This window comes from Colwellia maritima (assembly GCF_022669015.1).
GTDB classification, from domain to species: domain Bacteria; phylum Pseudomonadota; class Gammaproteobacteria; order Enterobacterales; family Alteromonadaceae; genus Colwellia; species Colwellia maritima.
Genome location: NZ_JAKKSL010000005.1, coordinates 353,534 through 369,167 on the forward strand (window position 1 = coordinate 353,534; position 15,634 = coordinate 369,167).

Genomic DNA, 15,634 nt, shown 5'->3' on the forward strand with positions numbered 1-15,634 from the left:
TACTAAAGTGCGCATAAAAATTCAATCGACAGACAGAATTGGTATTAGCCAAGAAATATTGTCAATTTTCGCTAAACAAGCCTGGAATTTAAAAGCTGTTGAAGTTAGTACAAAATTTACTTTTGTGCATATAGAACATTTAACATTATCTATGAAAGAGATTAATCAATGCATCAAGAGTGTTGAGGGAATTATTAGTATAAAAGAAGTTACTTTATTACCTAGTGAGCAGCGTGAAAATCACTTACAGACCTTATTAGATAGAATTCCTGATCCTATTATCGATATTGATCATAAAGGAACAATCCTAGCCGTAAATTCAGCTACTCGTAAATTGACTGATAAAAATGATAACCCAAAATCGATCATTGGATTATCCATTGAAAATTTTATTGATCAAAAATACGTTAGTTTATTGAATGATAAAGCGAACACTTTGTCTTTAGTGTTTAATGGTAAAACGTATTTGACAGATATAACACCAGTGGTTGCTCCCGTAATAATTGGACAAGGTCAAATTACAGGGGCAATGATCACTTTACGCTCAATGACGGCAGTGGGAAGACAGCCGGCGTTTATGCAAACCCCCCATGAACACAGTTTTGATAATATTATTGGTAAATCAGCCAATATATTGCTTGTTAAAGCGCAAGGTGAGCGCTTTGCAACGTTAGATCTTCCTGTATTGATTAGTGGCGAAACAGGTACCGGTAAAGAATTGATTGCCCGTGCATTACACCAGAGTAGTAACAGAGCAAAGGCGCCTTTTTTAGCCATTAATTGCGCTGCTTTACCTGAACATTTATTAGAAAGCGAACTTTTTGGTTACAGTGCGGGCGCTTTTACAGGCGCTAAAAAATCAGGTAAGCCTGGTTTGATTGAGTTAGCTGAAGGAGGCAGTATATTTCTTGATGAAATTGCGGAAATGTCGACTTACTTACAGGCAAAACTGTTACGTTTTCTACAAGACTTTTCTTATCGTCGAGTTGGGGGCACAAAAGAATTACATGCAAACGTGAGAATTATCAGTGCCAGTCATCAAAATTTATCAAAATTAATAATTAATAAATCCTTTAGAGAGGATCTGTATTATCGCCTTAATGTGCTTAGTTTAGCTTTACCTGCCCTTAGAGATAGAAGAGAAGATATTATTTTATTAGCAAACCATTTTATTGAAAATGCAGCTAAACAAGTTGAGCAAACCACATCGATAGTACCTAAGTTAAGCGAACAAGCCTTGTTATTATTACAAACATATCAATGGCCAGGGAATATAAGACAATTGCAGAATGTACTTTTCTCTGTGGTTGCATTAAATACTACGTCGGTTATTGAGGTACAAGCGATTGAGCAGGTATTAGCAAAGTATTTTCAAGAAACAGATCACTTACAAGTGCAAAATACAATTGAGCCGCCTTTCACGGTTATCGACTGGGCAAGTGCCCAAGATGATTTCGAGAAAAGTCTACTCGCTCAGTTTTACCCTTTATTTCCCACAACACGAAAGTCGGCTGAGCGTTTAAAGGTGTCTCATAATAAAATAGCAATGAAACTACGTAAATACGGAATCCATTTATAGCGCATATTTTTAAATTTTTCTCACTATAGTCTATATTAATAGACTTGGTATAACACTAGTATCCTTTAACTAAAGCACCATAAAAGTGCGGGAATACTTCAAAGTTACAATATGGTGCATAAGACTGTTTTTTGCATAAGGTTAAAAGTTAGTTATGTTTGTTCTTAACGCCATTTAGTTAATATAGCTTCAATATTAAAGGTTATAAAAAGCAATAACTTAATTGTTTTTTATTATATATGCGCACCATTATGGTAACAATCTCAATTTTTTATTCGACGGTGCTTTGTTTTAGGCATTAATATTGCTTGTATTGAAATGTAAGTACGATCGAATACGGTTGCATTTACATTTCTGCATTTCCCATATAAAGAGAAGTAGTATGCAACTGAAAAGTCAATTAATGCGATTAACCAATAAAGAACGCCATTGGTTACCCTGGTTTGGATCAAATGGAAAAATTTCATTAGGATGGTCTTGCTTTGCTAATAAAAGCACGTATCCACCATTGAACAAACCTTCGAAGGGGTAGCTGCAACCAGAGTTAAGTTACTAAAATTGTGGACAGAAAATCATTGGGATCATTTAAGTTCACTTGTAAGTTTACTTAACTTGCAACAACTTGATGCTAATCAAGCTGCATTATTACAGAAAAGGCAAGTGGCACCAGACTTTTCAGAAATATTCATTTTAGATGCTAATCATCAAATAGTTGCGAGTACGTATGCAAACAGAGTTGGAGATATTCACGATCAACGAACAGCACTTGCCGCAGTACAAAATAAGCCATTTTTACACGGCCCCTATGTAGACCCTATCACACTAAAAATTGGTGCTTCAACATCCAAGTTTCATGATGAAGTTACCTTGATGTTTTATTTTCCAATAATAGAACAAGGTGAGGTAATTGCAATTATCGGTGGTCGTGTTCCCAATGATGTTTTAGGGGATTTAATTCAACGCGAAGCCGGTCATATTTATCCAGAATCAGGAGACAATTATTTATTTATGGTTAATTCTGTGTTTGATCGCAATATAAAACAAGGCACAGCGTTATCCCGTTCAAGGTTTGAAGACAATACGTTTAGTCATGGTGAAAATCTAAAAACGGGTATAAATACTGGTTTTGGCACCGTTAAAATTAAACGCCACACTGAATTAGAAATTCGTTTTACGGATCCCGCCACGGGTGAGCTTCACCCTGGGGTGAGAGAGACTATTAATAATGGCCAAAATTTATTTGTTACTTATCCTGGCTATTCTGATTATCGGCATATTCCGGTTATAGGAAAAGGTGTAACTTTTCAACTGCCTGGGTCTCCTGATACTTGGGGTATGATGTGTGAAGGGGATTTAGAAGAAGTTTATCGTCGACGTTCAATCAATATAGCCTTAATGAAGTTGTATTTAGTTATGGTTACTAGCATTGTCGTTATTCATAGTAGTATCTCTGAGTATACAGATTTTTCGTCAATGACGGTCAACAGCATCACAGGCGTTTGTGTGTTACTCAGCACCTATATATTCTCAATGCTTGGTACAAATAAAGTTTCAAAACGTTTGAACGGTATGACTCGCGTGTTAAGAACCATTGCAGAAGGTGAAGGCAACTTAACACAGCGTCTAGACCCTAGATATATTAAACATGATGAAACGGGTGATATGAGTCGATGGATCAATAGTTTTATCGACAATTTAGACGGTATTGTTGGTCAAGTTATTCACGCGTCAGGTAACGTCAAAAAGACAAACGAATTGATGTTGCAACGAAATGAGGAAGCACATCATAGTTCGCATCAAGTACATGAATCTATGGTGCAAATGCAAGGTATGATTGAAACCCAACGTGACGTTATTCTACACGCGTCAAATACGGCAGAAGACATGAAATTAACCATGGCAGAGGTGGTTGAAACCGCTAAAAAGGACTATGAAGATGCCCGAGAGGGTACTTATGCTATTCGTGAAATTGTTGACAGTACGGCCAAATCAGTACAATCAATTGACGCGCGAATGAGCGAAATAGGCAATATTACTAATGTTATTACAGAAATAACCAATCAAACAAATTTACTAGCACTTAATGCGGCTATTGAAGCTGCTCGTCTTTGGGGAACATGGGCGTGGATTTTCTGTTGTTGCGGGGGAAGTACGTAATTTAGCTGCGAGAACAGCTGCTGCAGCACAAGACATCAAAACGATGGTTCATGGTTTACAAGAAGAAACTCAAACCGCAGTAAGCTTTATGGAGTCTGGCGTTAAAGATGTGGATCAAAGTCTAAAACTTACTGAAGCTGCTTCAGGTGAGAACCAAGAATTACACGCTATTGTCGAAAACATGTTTGAAACTATTAATATTATCGAGCAAAACAGTGCCCGTAATGGTGAGACCGCGCGCACCGTCACTGAAGTAACACAACAAATGGCGAACTCTATTGCTGAGTTGGCGATTAGTTCAAATATGGTTGATACGACAGCGAACAAATTACAGCAATTAGTCGGGGTGTTTAATGTGAGCAATCAGCGTTAAGTTTGCTTATTGTCTCGCTAGTTTACGTTATACCAGTTTCATTCATTAGGTGATCTATTTTGTACGTAGAAAAAATTGCCAAATACAAGGCATTTATTTCAATTACGTTGTTCTAATTATTAAAAAAATAACAATGTAGTGGGCGATTTTATCAAGTAGAAATGATCACATAGTTAGCGAGATTGGTATTAAAAGTCTTTTTCATAAATAAAAGCATATTCTTTTAGTTACTAATTTAGGTAAACTACACCTGTTAATTGGTGTAATAGTAAATTGCCTACAAGTAAGTGGCTAAAGGAATTTTAATGAAAGTTGAACAGAAAAGCGTTTTAAAAAAACGAGTTATTTGCGCGGTGTTAGTGTTATCTGCATCCTCATGTGCAACGGTTAAAACCATTGACCCACCCAAAAATCATATCAATATTTCTCATTATGGGAAAAAAGCTATTGTGAAAGTATCCCTAGAGTTTACAGTGGCATTTCATATAATTTATGTCTGCTTTATGGTGAGCCCAGTAAAAAAGTAAATATAGGTAGTTCGTTTAATAGCATTCCATTTGTTGTTATTGATTCCGCTTTTTCAGCTGTTTCAGACACTATTGTTTTACCGTACACCCTAGTCATGCAGGCTAATAAAGGTTCAATTAAAGTAAATTAATTTTTTTATTTTTTAACTTATTAGATTGATTGTAAAAAAAGCCCATAGATTTGTAATATAAGGGCTTTTCAATTTAACCTAAAATAACGCTAACGAATTAAAAACCGCACTCTTTTCCTTGGTTTTTATCTTTTAACCAAGTTTGCAATGGAGCAAAGTAGTCTAAAATAGCCGTAGCATCCATTTGTTCATTACCGGTAAGTACTTTGTACGCTTGTTGCCAAGGTTGACTTGAGCCCATTTCTAACATGGTATTAAGGGCTTTACCTGCTTCTTTGTTGTTGTAAATTGAACAACGGTGAATGGGGTCGGTATTACCAGAAATTTCACATAAAGCACGATGAAATTCAAACTGCTGGATGTGCGCTAGGAAATATCGGCTATAAGGAACGCCACCTGGAACATGGTATTTTGCACCCGGATCAAATGCATCAGCATCACGTGCTATTGGTGCGGCTACACCTTGATATTTTTCACGTAATTCCCACCACGCAGTGTTGTAGTTTTTAGGTGTTATTTCGCCAGAGTATACTTTCCAACGCCATTGATCGACCATTAAACCAAACGGAATAAAAGCCACTTTATCTAACGCTTTTTTCATTAATAAGCCGATATCTTTAGACTCATCAGGAATAGTGTCAATTAAGCCAATTTCTTTCAAATACTTGGGTGTTACTGAAAGGGCAATGGTATCGCCAATAGCTTCATGGAAGCCGTCGTTTGCACTATTTTGGAAATACACTGGTTGGTCTTTATAGGCACGCTGATAGAAATTATGCCCTAACTCATGATGTATTACCGAGAATTCTTCACCTGTTTTTTGAATACACATTTTTATGCGTAAATCGTCTTTTGAATCTAAATCCCACGCCGAGGCATGACATATCACGTCCCTATCTGCGGGTTTGGTAAATAAAGAGCGTGTCCAAAAAGTGTCTGGTAAGGCATCAAAACCAAGCGAGGTGAAAAATTTCTCCGCACCTTTAACCATTTTTATCTCATCATAATTATGTTCCGCTAATTGTTTCGTGACATCATAACCAGGATCTGCATCTTCAGGTGCTACGACATCATAGATGTTTCCCCAAGACTGTGCCCACATATTACCAAGTAAATGGGCAGGAATTGGCTTGTCTTGTGGTACTTTATCTTCACCATACTCTTTACCTAGCTCACTACGAACATAACAATGTAAATCGTCATATAAAGGCTTAACTTGTCCCCATAGACGATCTAATTCTTTAGCAAAATCGTCTGCAGGCATATCATAGTTTGAGCGCCACATTGCACCCAAGTCTTTATAGCCCAAGCCTTTGGCACCTTCATTCGCTAATTCGGCTTGGCGAGTATATAACGGCTTCATTTTGGGGCTGATTTCTCGCCATCCTTGCCACATTTCTAATAATTCATCGTAATCTCTAGATGTTGCCATGGTTGATGTCATATCACCCAGGCTCATTTTTTTACCTGCCTTTGTTGTGTATGTTCCTTTACCATAAATACTACCAAGTTCTGCACCAATTTTCGCAAGTTCGGCGGATTTAGCTGAATCTTGAGGGGCAGGTAATACTAATGATTGCTTAAGAAAATTTAATTGACGACGTTGTGTTGGATTTACTTCCACGTTGTCAAATTTAGCTGCTTGCATTGCAAAGCGCACGCCCGCTTCAGTTGACTTTTGGCTTGCTTCAGCGGCTAGAGACGACGTATCTTCCGTAATAAAATTAGCATAGATCCATTCTGCGCGAGCACCTGATACACCTAAGGCCACCATTTCTTTGGCTACATTATCTAAAAATACTTGTGCATCTTTACTTGTTAATTTTTTAGTTGAAATCTGTTCTTTTTTTGTTGTGTCGTTTGAAGCAGCTTCATTTTGGTTGCAGGCACTTAATGACGTTACAACAACTAATGCAATAGCTGTAAATTTAAATGTGTTTGTTATGTTTTTCATTCTAAATAAGGGAGCTTTATTAATTATTTGGTAAATTTAGTATATTCAAAGATGGTACTAAAGCAAAGGTGCAAGAAGAGGAGCAACATAAGAATAAAGTGAAGTTTGAACAAAAGGGGGCTTAAGCAATTCACCGAAAAGTTAATAAAAAACCAATGAATTTAATGTAAGAGTTTGTATTTAATGTATTTATCTGTTTTTTGTGAAGGCAAATGTATGTCGTCGTACTATTTTCTACTGTATAGAATGTTTAACAGTTTGTAATTATTTAACTAAATTTAAGTAAATAAAATGTTAACTTGTTGACTGTGAGAATTAGAACAAAAAAAAGACTCAGAGCAGATTGACAGATCAGGCCACTGAGTCAGTGAATAAACATGTATTGTTCACTAAATTAGAAGCGTGTAATCATGATTAGTTCAATATTTCTGCATGAAATATTATAATTGACCATTGTATGTTAATGGCACTTGACCTGAACGTGATAAATAAGCTATTTTAAACGCTTGTTTGAATTTTAATAAATAATAATGTTGCCTTCATTATTGGTAAAAAGAAATATGAGTACAAAAAATAAAATTTTAGATGCGGCGGAAGTTCTTTTTTCAGATAAAGGATTTAATGGAACATCACTAAGAGAGATCACAAGCCAAGCCGAGGTAAATTTAGCTGCAGTAAATTATCATTTTGGCTCAAAAAAAGAGTTGATTAAAGCGGTTATGTCTCGGTACATGAATGAACTCAGTCCCCGTTTAGAGTCTGCTTTAGGTGCATTATGTACAGATGAAGCATCTCCTACCTTAAATGATGTTTTTTCTGCTTTTATAGATCCGTTGCTTTACTTAAATACATTTAAAGACAATGGTACGAGTATATTCTTACAATTACTCGGCAGAGGTTATACCGATAGCCAAGGCTTTTTAAGGTGGTTTTTAACCACACAATATCCAGGTGTTTTTACCAACTTCACTAATGCGGTTCACAAAGCTTATCCAGAGTTAACAGCAGAAGAAATGTTTTGGCGATTACATTTCACTATGGGTACAATTGTTTTTACTATGTCGTCAAGTGACGCGTTAATTGATATTGCATTGAATGACTTTGAGCGGCAGGTTGATATAGCAGGGGTTATTAGGCAGGTTATTCCGTATGTTGCTCTTTGGTGTAGCAGCGCCTATCATCAGATAAGCGCTTGTCATGAGGTGTAAATTATAATTTTTTTGCCTGTATTAATCGGTTAAGTAAAACCACGGTAAAAGCTAAGGTATATACACCGTAAACAACAATCATCCATTGTGGCATGCTGTACCCTAAAAATTGCCAACTTATTTCCCCACAATCACCTGTTGCTTCAAATAAAAATGGGATCCACTCGTGTAAAGGCGCCCACGATGGGAAGTTAGGAATAAACTCACAACTAAAAAATAAAGAACCTGAACTTGCTTGGATTTCCACATGCTCTAACGCGACGAGTAGTCCCCAAATAGCCCCTGTAGCCCATAAAATATAAGCAATAATGCGGGGGAGTAAATAATTCGATCCGATAAAACCAATGACGCCGGCTAACATAATTGCGCAGACAGCAACGCGCCGGTATACACACATAATACAAGGTGCCAAGTCTAGTACGTATTGAAAAAATAATGCGCATAGCTCTAGTGCTAAAGCAGACAAGGCTAATAATAACCAGGGCTTTGAATGGGTTGTTAAATCACTTAAAACGTTCATGTTTTTCCTAAAAATTCTATGAGTATTATTGAATTGAAAATAAAAAAGCTCCTAAAATCAATTAGAAGCTTTTAATTATAACAAATAAACGTTTAATAACATTATTGAAATTGTTACAAGTTTTTTATTGGGTATTAGTTAATCAATAAGTGAACATAAATGCTAGCGCCATAACCTAATGCAACTACCGGCGTCCATTTAAGGTGACTAAAAAAAGTATAATATCCGCGAGCTTGCCCCATTAGAGCAACACCTGCAGCTGAGCCTATTGATAACAAACTACCACCCACACCTGCGGTTAATGTGACTAGTAACCATTGAGTGTGTGACATCTCTGGGTTCATCGTTAATACGGCAAACATAACGGGGATGTTATCAACAATAGCAGAGAGAATACCAACCAAAATATTAGCAGTTGTTGCCCCTAATTGACCATACATAAATTCTGAGGTCATGCCTAAATAACCGATAAAACCTAAACCACCCACGGCTAAAATAACACCATAAAAGAAAAATAAGGTATCCCATTCTGCTTTGGCGATTTTATCAAAAATATCAAAATCATCTTCAATTTGGTGACCCGTAGGCATATCTGACTTATCAATTTCACCTTGGCCTGATTTACGAATATAGTACCCAAAGAATTTCAAATAAGCTAAACCTAGCATCATTCCAAAAACTGGTGGTAGGTGTAAAAAGTTATGGAAAGAAACCGCGGTAATAATGGTTAAAATAAATAAAGCAACAATCACCAATCCGCCATTTTTTATTTTTGTCATTTCAGTTGATTGAGAAGTTGGATTCCCTCTTGGTATCGCAAATTGCATTATAAACGCAGGTACAACAAAGTTAACAACAGAAGGAATGAATAGGTGGAAAAATTCATTAAATTGCACCATGCCTTTTTGCCAAACCATTAACGTGGTTATGTCACCAAATGGGCTAAATGCACCACCTGCATTGGCGCCAACTACTATATTAATACAACTTAATGCAATAAATTTTGGCTCATTTTTACCAACGGCAAGAACAACTGCACACATAATTAAGGCTGTTGTTAAGTTATCAGCAATAGGCGATATAAAGAATGCAAGAATACCTGTTAGCCAGAATAATGTTTTATAACTAAAACCTTTGGCAACTAACCAGTCACGAAGTGCATCAAAAACATCACGTTCTAACATGGCGTTGATATAGGTCATGGCAACAAGTAAGAAAAAGAAGAGTTCAGCATACTCTAAAAAGTTGTGACGAATAGCAACTTCTGCTGAATGCGGCATACCATGAGTACTATAATAATAGGCAATAAGAATCCAAATTATCCCGGCTAATAAAACAGGTTTGGATTTTCTTAAATGTAGTTGTTCCTCAAGAATAACTAAGGTGTAAGCCAAAACAAAAATAGCAATGGCTGTGTAGCCAATCCAATGAGAAGTTAAATCTATTGTTTGATGAGTACTATCTGATGCAAAGACAATACTTGGCATCAGCATAACCAGTAAAATGAATATAAGCTGTTTCATGTGTGATCTCAGTAAAGTTAAGTTATTATGTTTTTATTTTGCCAGATTCTAGCAAACGCAAGGATGCGCAGCAATTAGATTAACGTCGATGATTTGATATGAAACAACTCTTTTTTAAGTAGATATGTTGATGTATTCAATACTTTTTAGAATCCATGCTATTTTATTTAGATTAACATAGCTCACGTATTATCGATCTAAAATGACACAAATAAAAAAAGCGCCAAAAGGCGCTTTTTGTATATTTTTCAGTATCTAAAGACGATCAATGTTTGGGCGGGGCCGAGTGAGACGAGCCGGCTTTGTGATGTTCAATAAGGCCAGATTCATAAAAGTTTTCAGTAGAATTACTTAGATGACCCGAAGCAATTGCGCCTAAACCAACTAAGGTTAATACCAGAGTATAAGGTAAAGCCATAATCATCATTCGTCCATATGATAAACGCACTAGTGGTGCAATTGCTGAAGTTAACAAGAATAAAAAGGCAGCTTGACCATTTGGTGTAGCAACACTTGGTAAATTCGTACCAGTATTAATGGCTACCGCGAGTAAATCAAATTGATCGCGTGTTATTTGACCTGCCGCTAATGCATTTTGAACTTCTGTAATATACACAGTACCGACAAAAACATTATCACTAACCATAGACAATAGACCGTTAGCTAAATAAAACATAACAAGTTGCATATTGCCTTCATAAGTTAATACCCAAGCGATTACTGGGGTAAAAAGTTGTTGATCAATAATTACAGCAACAACAGCAAAAAATACGGCGAGTAGTGAAGTAAAAGGAAGTGCTTCCTCAAACGCATGGCCAATTTGATGTTCTTCGGTAATACCGGTAAATGAGGTAGCAAAAACAATAACCGTTAAACCAATTAAACCAACGGGAGCTAAGTGTAATGCCAAGCCGGTAATTAACCATACAGCGATAAACCCTTGCATAATAAGTTTTACTGTATCGCGTTTGGTACGTTTTCTGCTTTCTTCTTCATCAAACTCACTGAGTACTTTAAGCACATTAACTGGAAGTTTTACTCCATAGCCAAACCATTTCAGCTTTTCTAACAATACGCACGTTATCATGCCTGATAAAAATACCGGTACTGTTACAGGCGACATGCGAATTGCAAATTCAATGAATTCCCAACTTGACTTGTTGTCCAATTATCAAGTTTTGTGGTTCGCCCACAATAGTACAAACACCGCCCAGTGCGGTACCAACAGCGGCATGCATAAGAAGGTTACGCAAATACCCACGAAATTCTCTTAAATCATTACGATTATAGTCAGGCATCTGGTTATCATGGCTATGGTCATGGTCATGCTCGGGTTCTTTACCTGACGCGACTTTGTGATAAACAGAATAAAAACCAACCGCGACACTGATAATTACGGCAATAACGGTTAGTGCATCTAAAAAGGCAGATAAAAAGGCGCCTGAAAAACAAAACAATAATGAAACTAGGGTTTTTGAACGAACATTAGTGACTATTTTAGTAAACAAAAAGAGTAATAAACTTTTCATAAAGTAAATGCCCGCAACCATAAATATTAATAGCAGTATTACTTCAATATTGATTACCATTTCATGCATCACTTGATCAGGTGATGTCATTCCAATAAATACCGCTTCAATTGCTAATAATCCACCCGGTTGTAATGGGTAACATTTTAATGCCATTGCGAGTGTAAATATAAATTCAACAACTAATGCTTGACCTGCAATATAGGGGCTTATAACAAAGAATAAAATAGGATTTATTACTAGAAAAGCAATGATAGCTAGTTTGTACCATTCGGGCGATTTTCCCAAAAAATTTTTATAAAATGCACTCATAAATGATTGTTGCATACTCTACCTTTTTTTGTCAGTCGTTAAATATAGTCAGATGAAAATATTCATTATTGAAAAGAGTTTATGCACTATTATATGTTTTGTAAATAACAGTATTTAAGATTAAAAACTTACGTATGAATTAAAAGCTAGTTTGACTCGTACATAACAGGGAATGTGATCACTTCTTTAGTTACAAATAAATTAAACGATTGCACTGATTTTGTGCGATTTAAGTTTCTTTTCACTACGGCTGTGCATTAAAAGCACTTTTTTTGGGCTTGTTTAAAGTATCTAACTGTTAAATAAGTAAATTAATTGATGGCGTGCTTTGTGCATTAAAGTGCAAAATAAAAAATATAACGAAATTTGAGAAAGTAGCTGCACTAAATGTTATCAAATAAGCACTAAAGTGCTTATTAAACGCATAATAAGCCACCTATCAAATGAACAATAAAACAATGTTGGAACTAAAGATGTCGAGACTACTTTCATTTACCCTATTTATTATACTTTCATTATTACCTGTTTTTGCTGTTGCTAACGACGGATCGCTCAGTGGCGCTAATACTGCTTGGATTTTAACATCAACGGCATTGGTTTTGTTAATGACGTTACCTGGTTTAGCACTTTTTTATGGCGGTTTAGTTCGTAAAAAAAATGTTCTTTCCATTTTAATGCAGTGTTTTGCAATTGGCGCTATTTCTTCAATTTTATGGTTGATTGTTGGTTATAGTATTGCCTTTGGTGAAGGAAATGGTTTTATTGGCGACTTTTCAAAAGTGATGATGCACGGCATCGGCAAAGATGTTTTATCGGGTGATATTCCTGAAAGTTTATTTATGCTATTTCAAATGACCTTTGCCGTTATTACACCCGCATTGATCATTGGTGGATTCGCGGAGCGGATGAAATTTTCTTCGGTGTTGTTATTTAGTGGCTTATGGTTGTTAGCGGTTTATGCACCTGTGACTCATTGGGTATGGGGTGGCGGTTGGTTAGCGCAAATGGGGGTGTATGATTTTCTTTGGTGGTATTGTGGTGCATATTACGGCAGGTACAGCAGCACTGGTTGCTGCCTTAGTGGTAGGGCCACGACGTGGTTTTCCTAAAACACCTATGTTACCGCATAATTTAACTATGTCTGTTACGGGTGCCGGTATGTTATGGGTAGGTTGGTTCGGATTCAACGGTGGTAGCGCATTAGCTGCCAATGGTGACGCTTCAATGGCAATGTTGGTTACCCATATATCTGCAGCCGCAGGTACATTAACTTGGGCTGCTATTGAGTGGAAAAAATTTGGTAAAGCGAGTGTGTTAGGCGCCGTAACTGGTATGGTTGCAGGTTTAGGAACTATCACTCCGGCTTCAGGTTTTGTTGGCCCTGGAGGTGCTTTAATTATTGGTGTAAGTGCAGGTTTTGTCTGTTTTTACGCAACCATTTATATCAAACAAAAATTAAAGATTGATGATTCTTTAGATGTGTTTCCAGTACATGGTGTTGGTGGTATTTTAGGGACTTTATTCGCGGGTATTTTTTCTGCCACCACGTTAGGAGTCTTTAGTGGTTTTGGTTTTGCTGAAGGTATAACGACTATGGCTGAACAAGTAAGTGTGCAGCTAATTGGTATTGTTTCAACTTTTGTATATACAGGTGTAGTGACTTATATTTTGTTAAAAGTAGTTGGCATGATGACGAATGGATTACGTGTGGGTGAAGAGCATGAAGCGAGTGGTCTTGATCAGGTTGACCATGAAGAGTCAGGTTATAATCTATAAATAATACTATGTCATTAAGTGATTTTTCTGCAATAAGCGTTAATACGCGTAACAACATAGATTAATTAAAGGAAAGGTTATTCAGTCATATTGGCTGAATAACCTTTTTTATCTACCATATTGATGATGTGTTTTTAAAGCGCTAGCGTTAGTATTTTACGGCTTACGTCTATGGTTATATTGCTATGCTCGCCAAGTGCTGTCATACCGTGTTGTTGTAATCTTTCCAAGATACCTTCAATATTATCCTTTGTCAGTTCTACTTCAGACAATCGGGTTGGTACCTGCATACGCTTGAAAAAATCTTCAGTTAACGCAATGGCTTTATCAATTTTAATCGTTTCATCGCTATCAGTTAAATGCCAAACACGTTCGGCAAACTGCACTAGTTTTTCATGTTTTTCATGTTTTTCAGCACGTTTTACTTTCATTACCGCAGGTAAAATAATAGATAAAGTTCGAGCATGATCAATACCAAAAGCGCCAGTTAATTCATGGCCAATCATATGTGTAGACCAATCTTGCGGAACACCAAGACCAATAAGTCCGTTTAATGCCATGGTTGCCGACCACATAATATTGCCACGTATTGCTAAATCATTCTTAGTTTCAGCATTTAACGCTTTTGGACCTTCTTCAATTAATGTTTGCAATAAGCCTTCAGCAAAGCGGTCTTGAACTTTACCATTAACATTGTAAGTTAAGTATTGCTCAATAACATGAATGAAAGCATCAACAACACCATTACTTATTTGACGGTCAGATAACGACAAGGTCACTTTTGGGTCTAACACCGCAAACTGTGGTCGTAATAAAGTACTAGCAAAGGGTAATTTATTACCATCACGCGTAACAACAGAGTTACCGTTACTTTCTGAGCCTGTTGCCGGTAAGGTTAAAACAGCTCCTAGCGGCAATGCTTGTTTTATTGGTGCCCGCTTGATGAGAATATCCCACGGGTCATCACCTTCAAACAACGCGGCTGCAGCAATAAATTTTGCGCCATCAACAACCGAACCACCACCAACAGCAAGTAAGTAATTAATACCATGTTGTTTGATAATGTCTTGGGCTTTTATCAAGGTATCGTATGTTGGGTTTGGCTCTATGCCTGAAAACTCAAACCAAGTATGGTCAGCTAATGCGCCTACCACTTGCTCGTAAACACCATTGTGTTTAATTGACCCACCACCATAAACTAATAATACTTTTGCGTCTGCAGGAATTTCGTCAGCGATAACGCGAATTTGGTCTTCACCGAAGTGAATTTTTGTTGGGCTATGAAATGTGAAATTTAACAAAGGAATACCTCGTAATATGATAATTAAGAAAATAATAGCAAAGAAAAATTAAGCGTTTAAATGGCTCAGTAACTTTTCGGCTACTAGCGTTGAACTTGCAGGGTTTTGCCCTGAAATAATCAGTGAATCTTGTACTGCAAAGGCATGCCAATCATCAACTTTTTGGTAGTCGCCGCCACGTTTGATTAGTTCGTCTTCAAGTAGAAATGGTACAACATTCGTTAGTTCAACAGCGGCTTCTTCTGTATTGGTAAATCAAGCAATTGCTTTCCCTTTAATTGCATATTCACCTGAGCTGTCTTTAACATTCAAGAAAGCTGCTGTTGCATGACATACTGCTGCAATAGGTTTATTTGTAGCTAGAAAACGCTCTATTAATTCAATAGAATCAGTATTTTCAGTTAAGTCCCATAATGGACCATGTCCACCAGGGTAGAAAACTGCATCGTAATCGTCAGCATTTAATTCAGCTAAAACACGTGTATTAGCAATAGCGTTTTGTGTTTCTGAATCAGCGTAATACTTCTTGGTGGCCGGCGTTTGAAAATCGTCTAATTCACTTTTAGGATCAATAGGTGGTTGTCCGCCAAGTGGTGAAGCTAATGTTACTTCAATTCCTGCATTTTGGAAGGTGTAAAACGGTGAAGCGAATTCCTCTACCCAAAAGCCTGTTTTTTCGCCTGTATCGCCTAAATCAGCATGTGATGTTAATACCATGAGTATTTTCTTTGTATTCATTTTATA

10 protein-coding genes and 3 pseudogenes are annotated in these 15,634 nt (G+C 36.8%); 7 read left to right on the forward strand and 6 right to left on the reverse strand.

What is annotated here, in order from left to right; translation table 11 throughout:
* Positions 1-7 precede the first annotated feature (7 nt).
* From L3081_RS22295 to L3081_RS22310, 5 genes are all read left to right on the forward strand, one after another.
* Positions 8-1,579: a sigma 54-interacting transcriptional regulator gene (locus L3081_RS22295; protein ID WP_242288487.1), complete on the forward strand. Its 1,572-nt coding sequence runs from the start codon at positions 8-10 to the stop codon at positions 1,577-1,579.
* A 558-nt stretch (positions 1,580-2,137) separates the two neighbouring features.
* Positions 2,138-3,736, forward strand: coding sequence for a methyl-accepting chemotaxis protein (locus tag L3081_RS27460; protein WP_274620704.1), 1,599 nt, complete (start codon positions 2,138-2,140; stop codon positions 3,734-3,736).
* The gene (locus tag L3081_RS22300) at positions 3,672-4,109 is read left to right on the forward strand and encodes a methyl-accepting chemotaxis protein (protein WP_274620705.1); all 438 of its coding nucleotides are present in this window, start codon (positions 3,672-3,674) and stop codon (positions 4,107-4,109) included. The genes L3081_RS27460 and L3081_RS22300 overlap by 65 nt, the downstream gene beginning before the upstream one ends.
* A gap of 305 nt (positions 4,110-4,414) precedes the next feature.
* The gene (locus L3081_RS22305) at positions 4,415-4,636 is read left to right on the forward strand and encodes a hypothetical protein (RefSeq protein WP_242288488.1); all 222 of its coding nucleotides are present in this window, start codon (positions 4,415-4,417) and stop codon (positions 4,634-4,636) included.
* On the forward strand, positions 4,606-4,767 hold the full coding sequence (locus L3081_RS22310; protein WP_242288538.1) for a YceK/YidQ family lipoprotein: 162 nt from the start codon (positions 4,606-4,608) through the stop codon (positions 4,765-4,767). The genes L3081_RS22305 and L3081_RS22310 overlap by 31 nt, the downstream gene beginning before the upstream one ends.
* Positions 4,768-4,864: 97 nt before the next feature.
* Here L3081_RS22310 and L3081_RS22315 read toward each other — a convergent pair whose 3' ends face one another.
* Positions 4,865-6,721, reverse strand: coding sequence for a M2 family metallopeptidase (locus tag L3081_RS22315; RefSeq protein ID WP_242288489.1), 1,857 nt, complete (start codon positions 6,719-6,721; stop codon positions 4,865-4,867).
* A 560-nt stretch (positions 6,722-7,281) separates the two neighbouring features.
* Between L3081_RS22315 and L3081_RS22320 the strand changes: the two genes are divergently transcribed.
* On the forward strand, positions 7,282-7,929 hold the full coding sequence (locus tag L3081_RS22320; RefSeq protein WP_242288490.1) for a TetR/AcrR family transcriptional regulator: 648 nt from the start codon (positions 7,282-7,284) through the stop codon (positions 7,927-7,929).
* Between the two features lies 1 nt (position 7,930).
* Here the strand turns inward: L3081_RS22320 and dsbB are convergent, their stop codons facing one another.
* From dsbB to nhaB, 3 genes and pseudogenes are all read right to left on the reverse strand, one after another.
* Positions 7,931-8,449, reverse strand: a complete 519-nt coding sequence (gene dsbB / locus L3081_RS22325) for a disulfide bond formation protein DsbB (RefSeq protein WP_242288491.1) — start codon at positions 8,447-8,449, stop codon at positions 7,931-7,933.
* 134 nt (positions 8,450-8,583) lie between these two features.
* Positions 8,584-9,972, reverse strand: a complete 1,389-nt coding sequence (nhaD, locus tag L3081_RS22330) for a sodium:proton antiporter NhaD (RefSeq protein ID WP_242288492.1) — start codon at positions 9,970-9,972, stop codon at positions 8,584-8,586.
* Between the two features lie 265 nt (positions 9,973-10,237).
* Positions 10,238-11,828: pseudogene (gene nhaB / locus L3081_RS22335) on the reverse strand (sodium/proton antiporter NhaB).
* A gap of 458 nt (positions 11,829-12,286) precedes the next feature.
* Here nhaB and L3081_RS22340 point away from each other — a divergent pair.
* A pseudogene (locus L3081_RS22340) lies at positions 12,287-13,589 on the forward strand (ammonium transporter).
* 134 nt (positions 13,590-13,723) lie between these two features.
* On the opposite strand, the gene L3081_RS22345 reads toward L3081_RS22340, so the two are convergent.
* Positions 13,724-14,890, reverse strand: coding sequence for an iron-containing alcohol dehydrogenase (locus L3081_RS22345; RefSeq protein WP_242288493.1), 1,167 nt, complete (start codon positions 14,888-14,890; stop codon positions 13,724-13,726).
* 48 nt (positions 14,891-14,938) lie between these two features.
* Positions 14,939-15,628: pseudogene (locus L3081_RS22350) on the reverse strand (type 1 glutamine amidotransferase domain-containing protein).
* Positions 15,629-15,634 lie beyond the last annotated feature (6 nt).

Coding starts and splice junctions, on each gene's coding strand:
- dsbB (WP_242288491.1), bottom strand. CDS start 8,449: ATGAACGTTTTAAGTGATTTAACAACCCATTCAAAGCCCTGGTTATTA.
- nhaD (WP_242288492.1), bottom strand. CDS start 9,972: ATGAAACAGCTTATATTCATTTTACTGGTTATGCTGATGCCAAGTATT.
- L3081_RS22320 (WP_242288490.1), top strand. CDS start 7,282: ATGAGTACAAAAAATAAAATTTTAGATGCGGCGGAAGTTCTTTTTTCA.
- L3081_RS22315 (WP_242288489.1), bottom strand. CDS start 6,721: ATGAAAAACATAACAAACACATTTAAATTTACAGCTATTGCATTAGTT.
- L3081_RS22305 (WP_242288488.1), top strand. CDS start 4,415: ATGAAAGTTGAACAGAAAAGCGTTTTAAAAAAACGAGTTATTTGCGCG.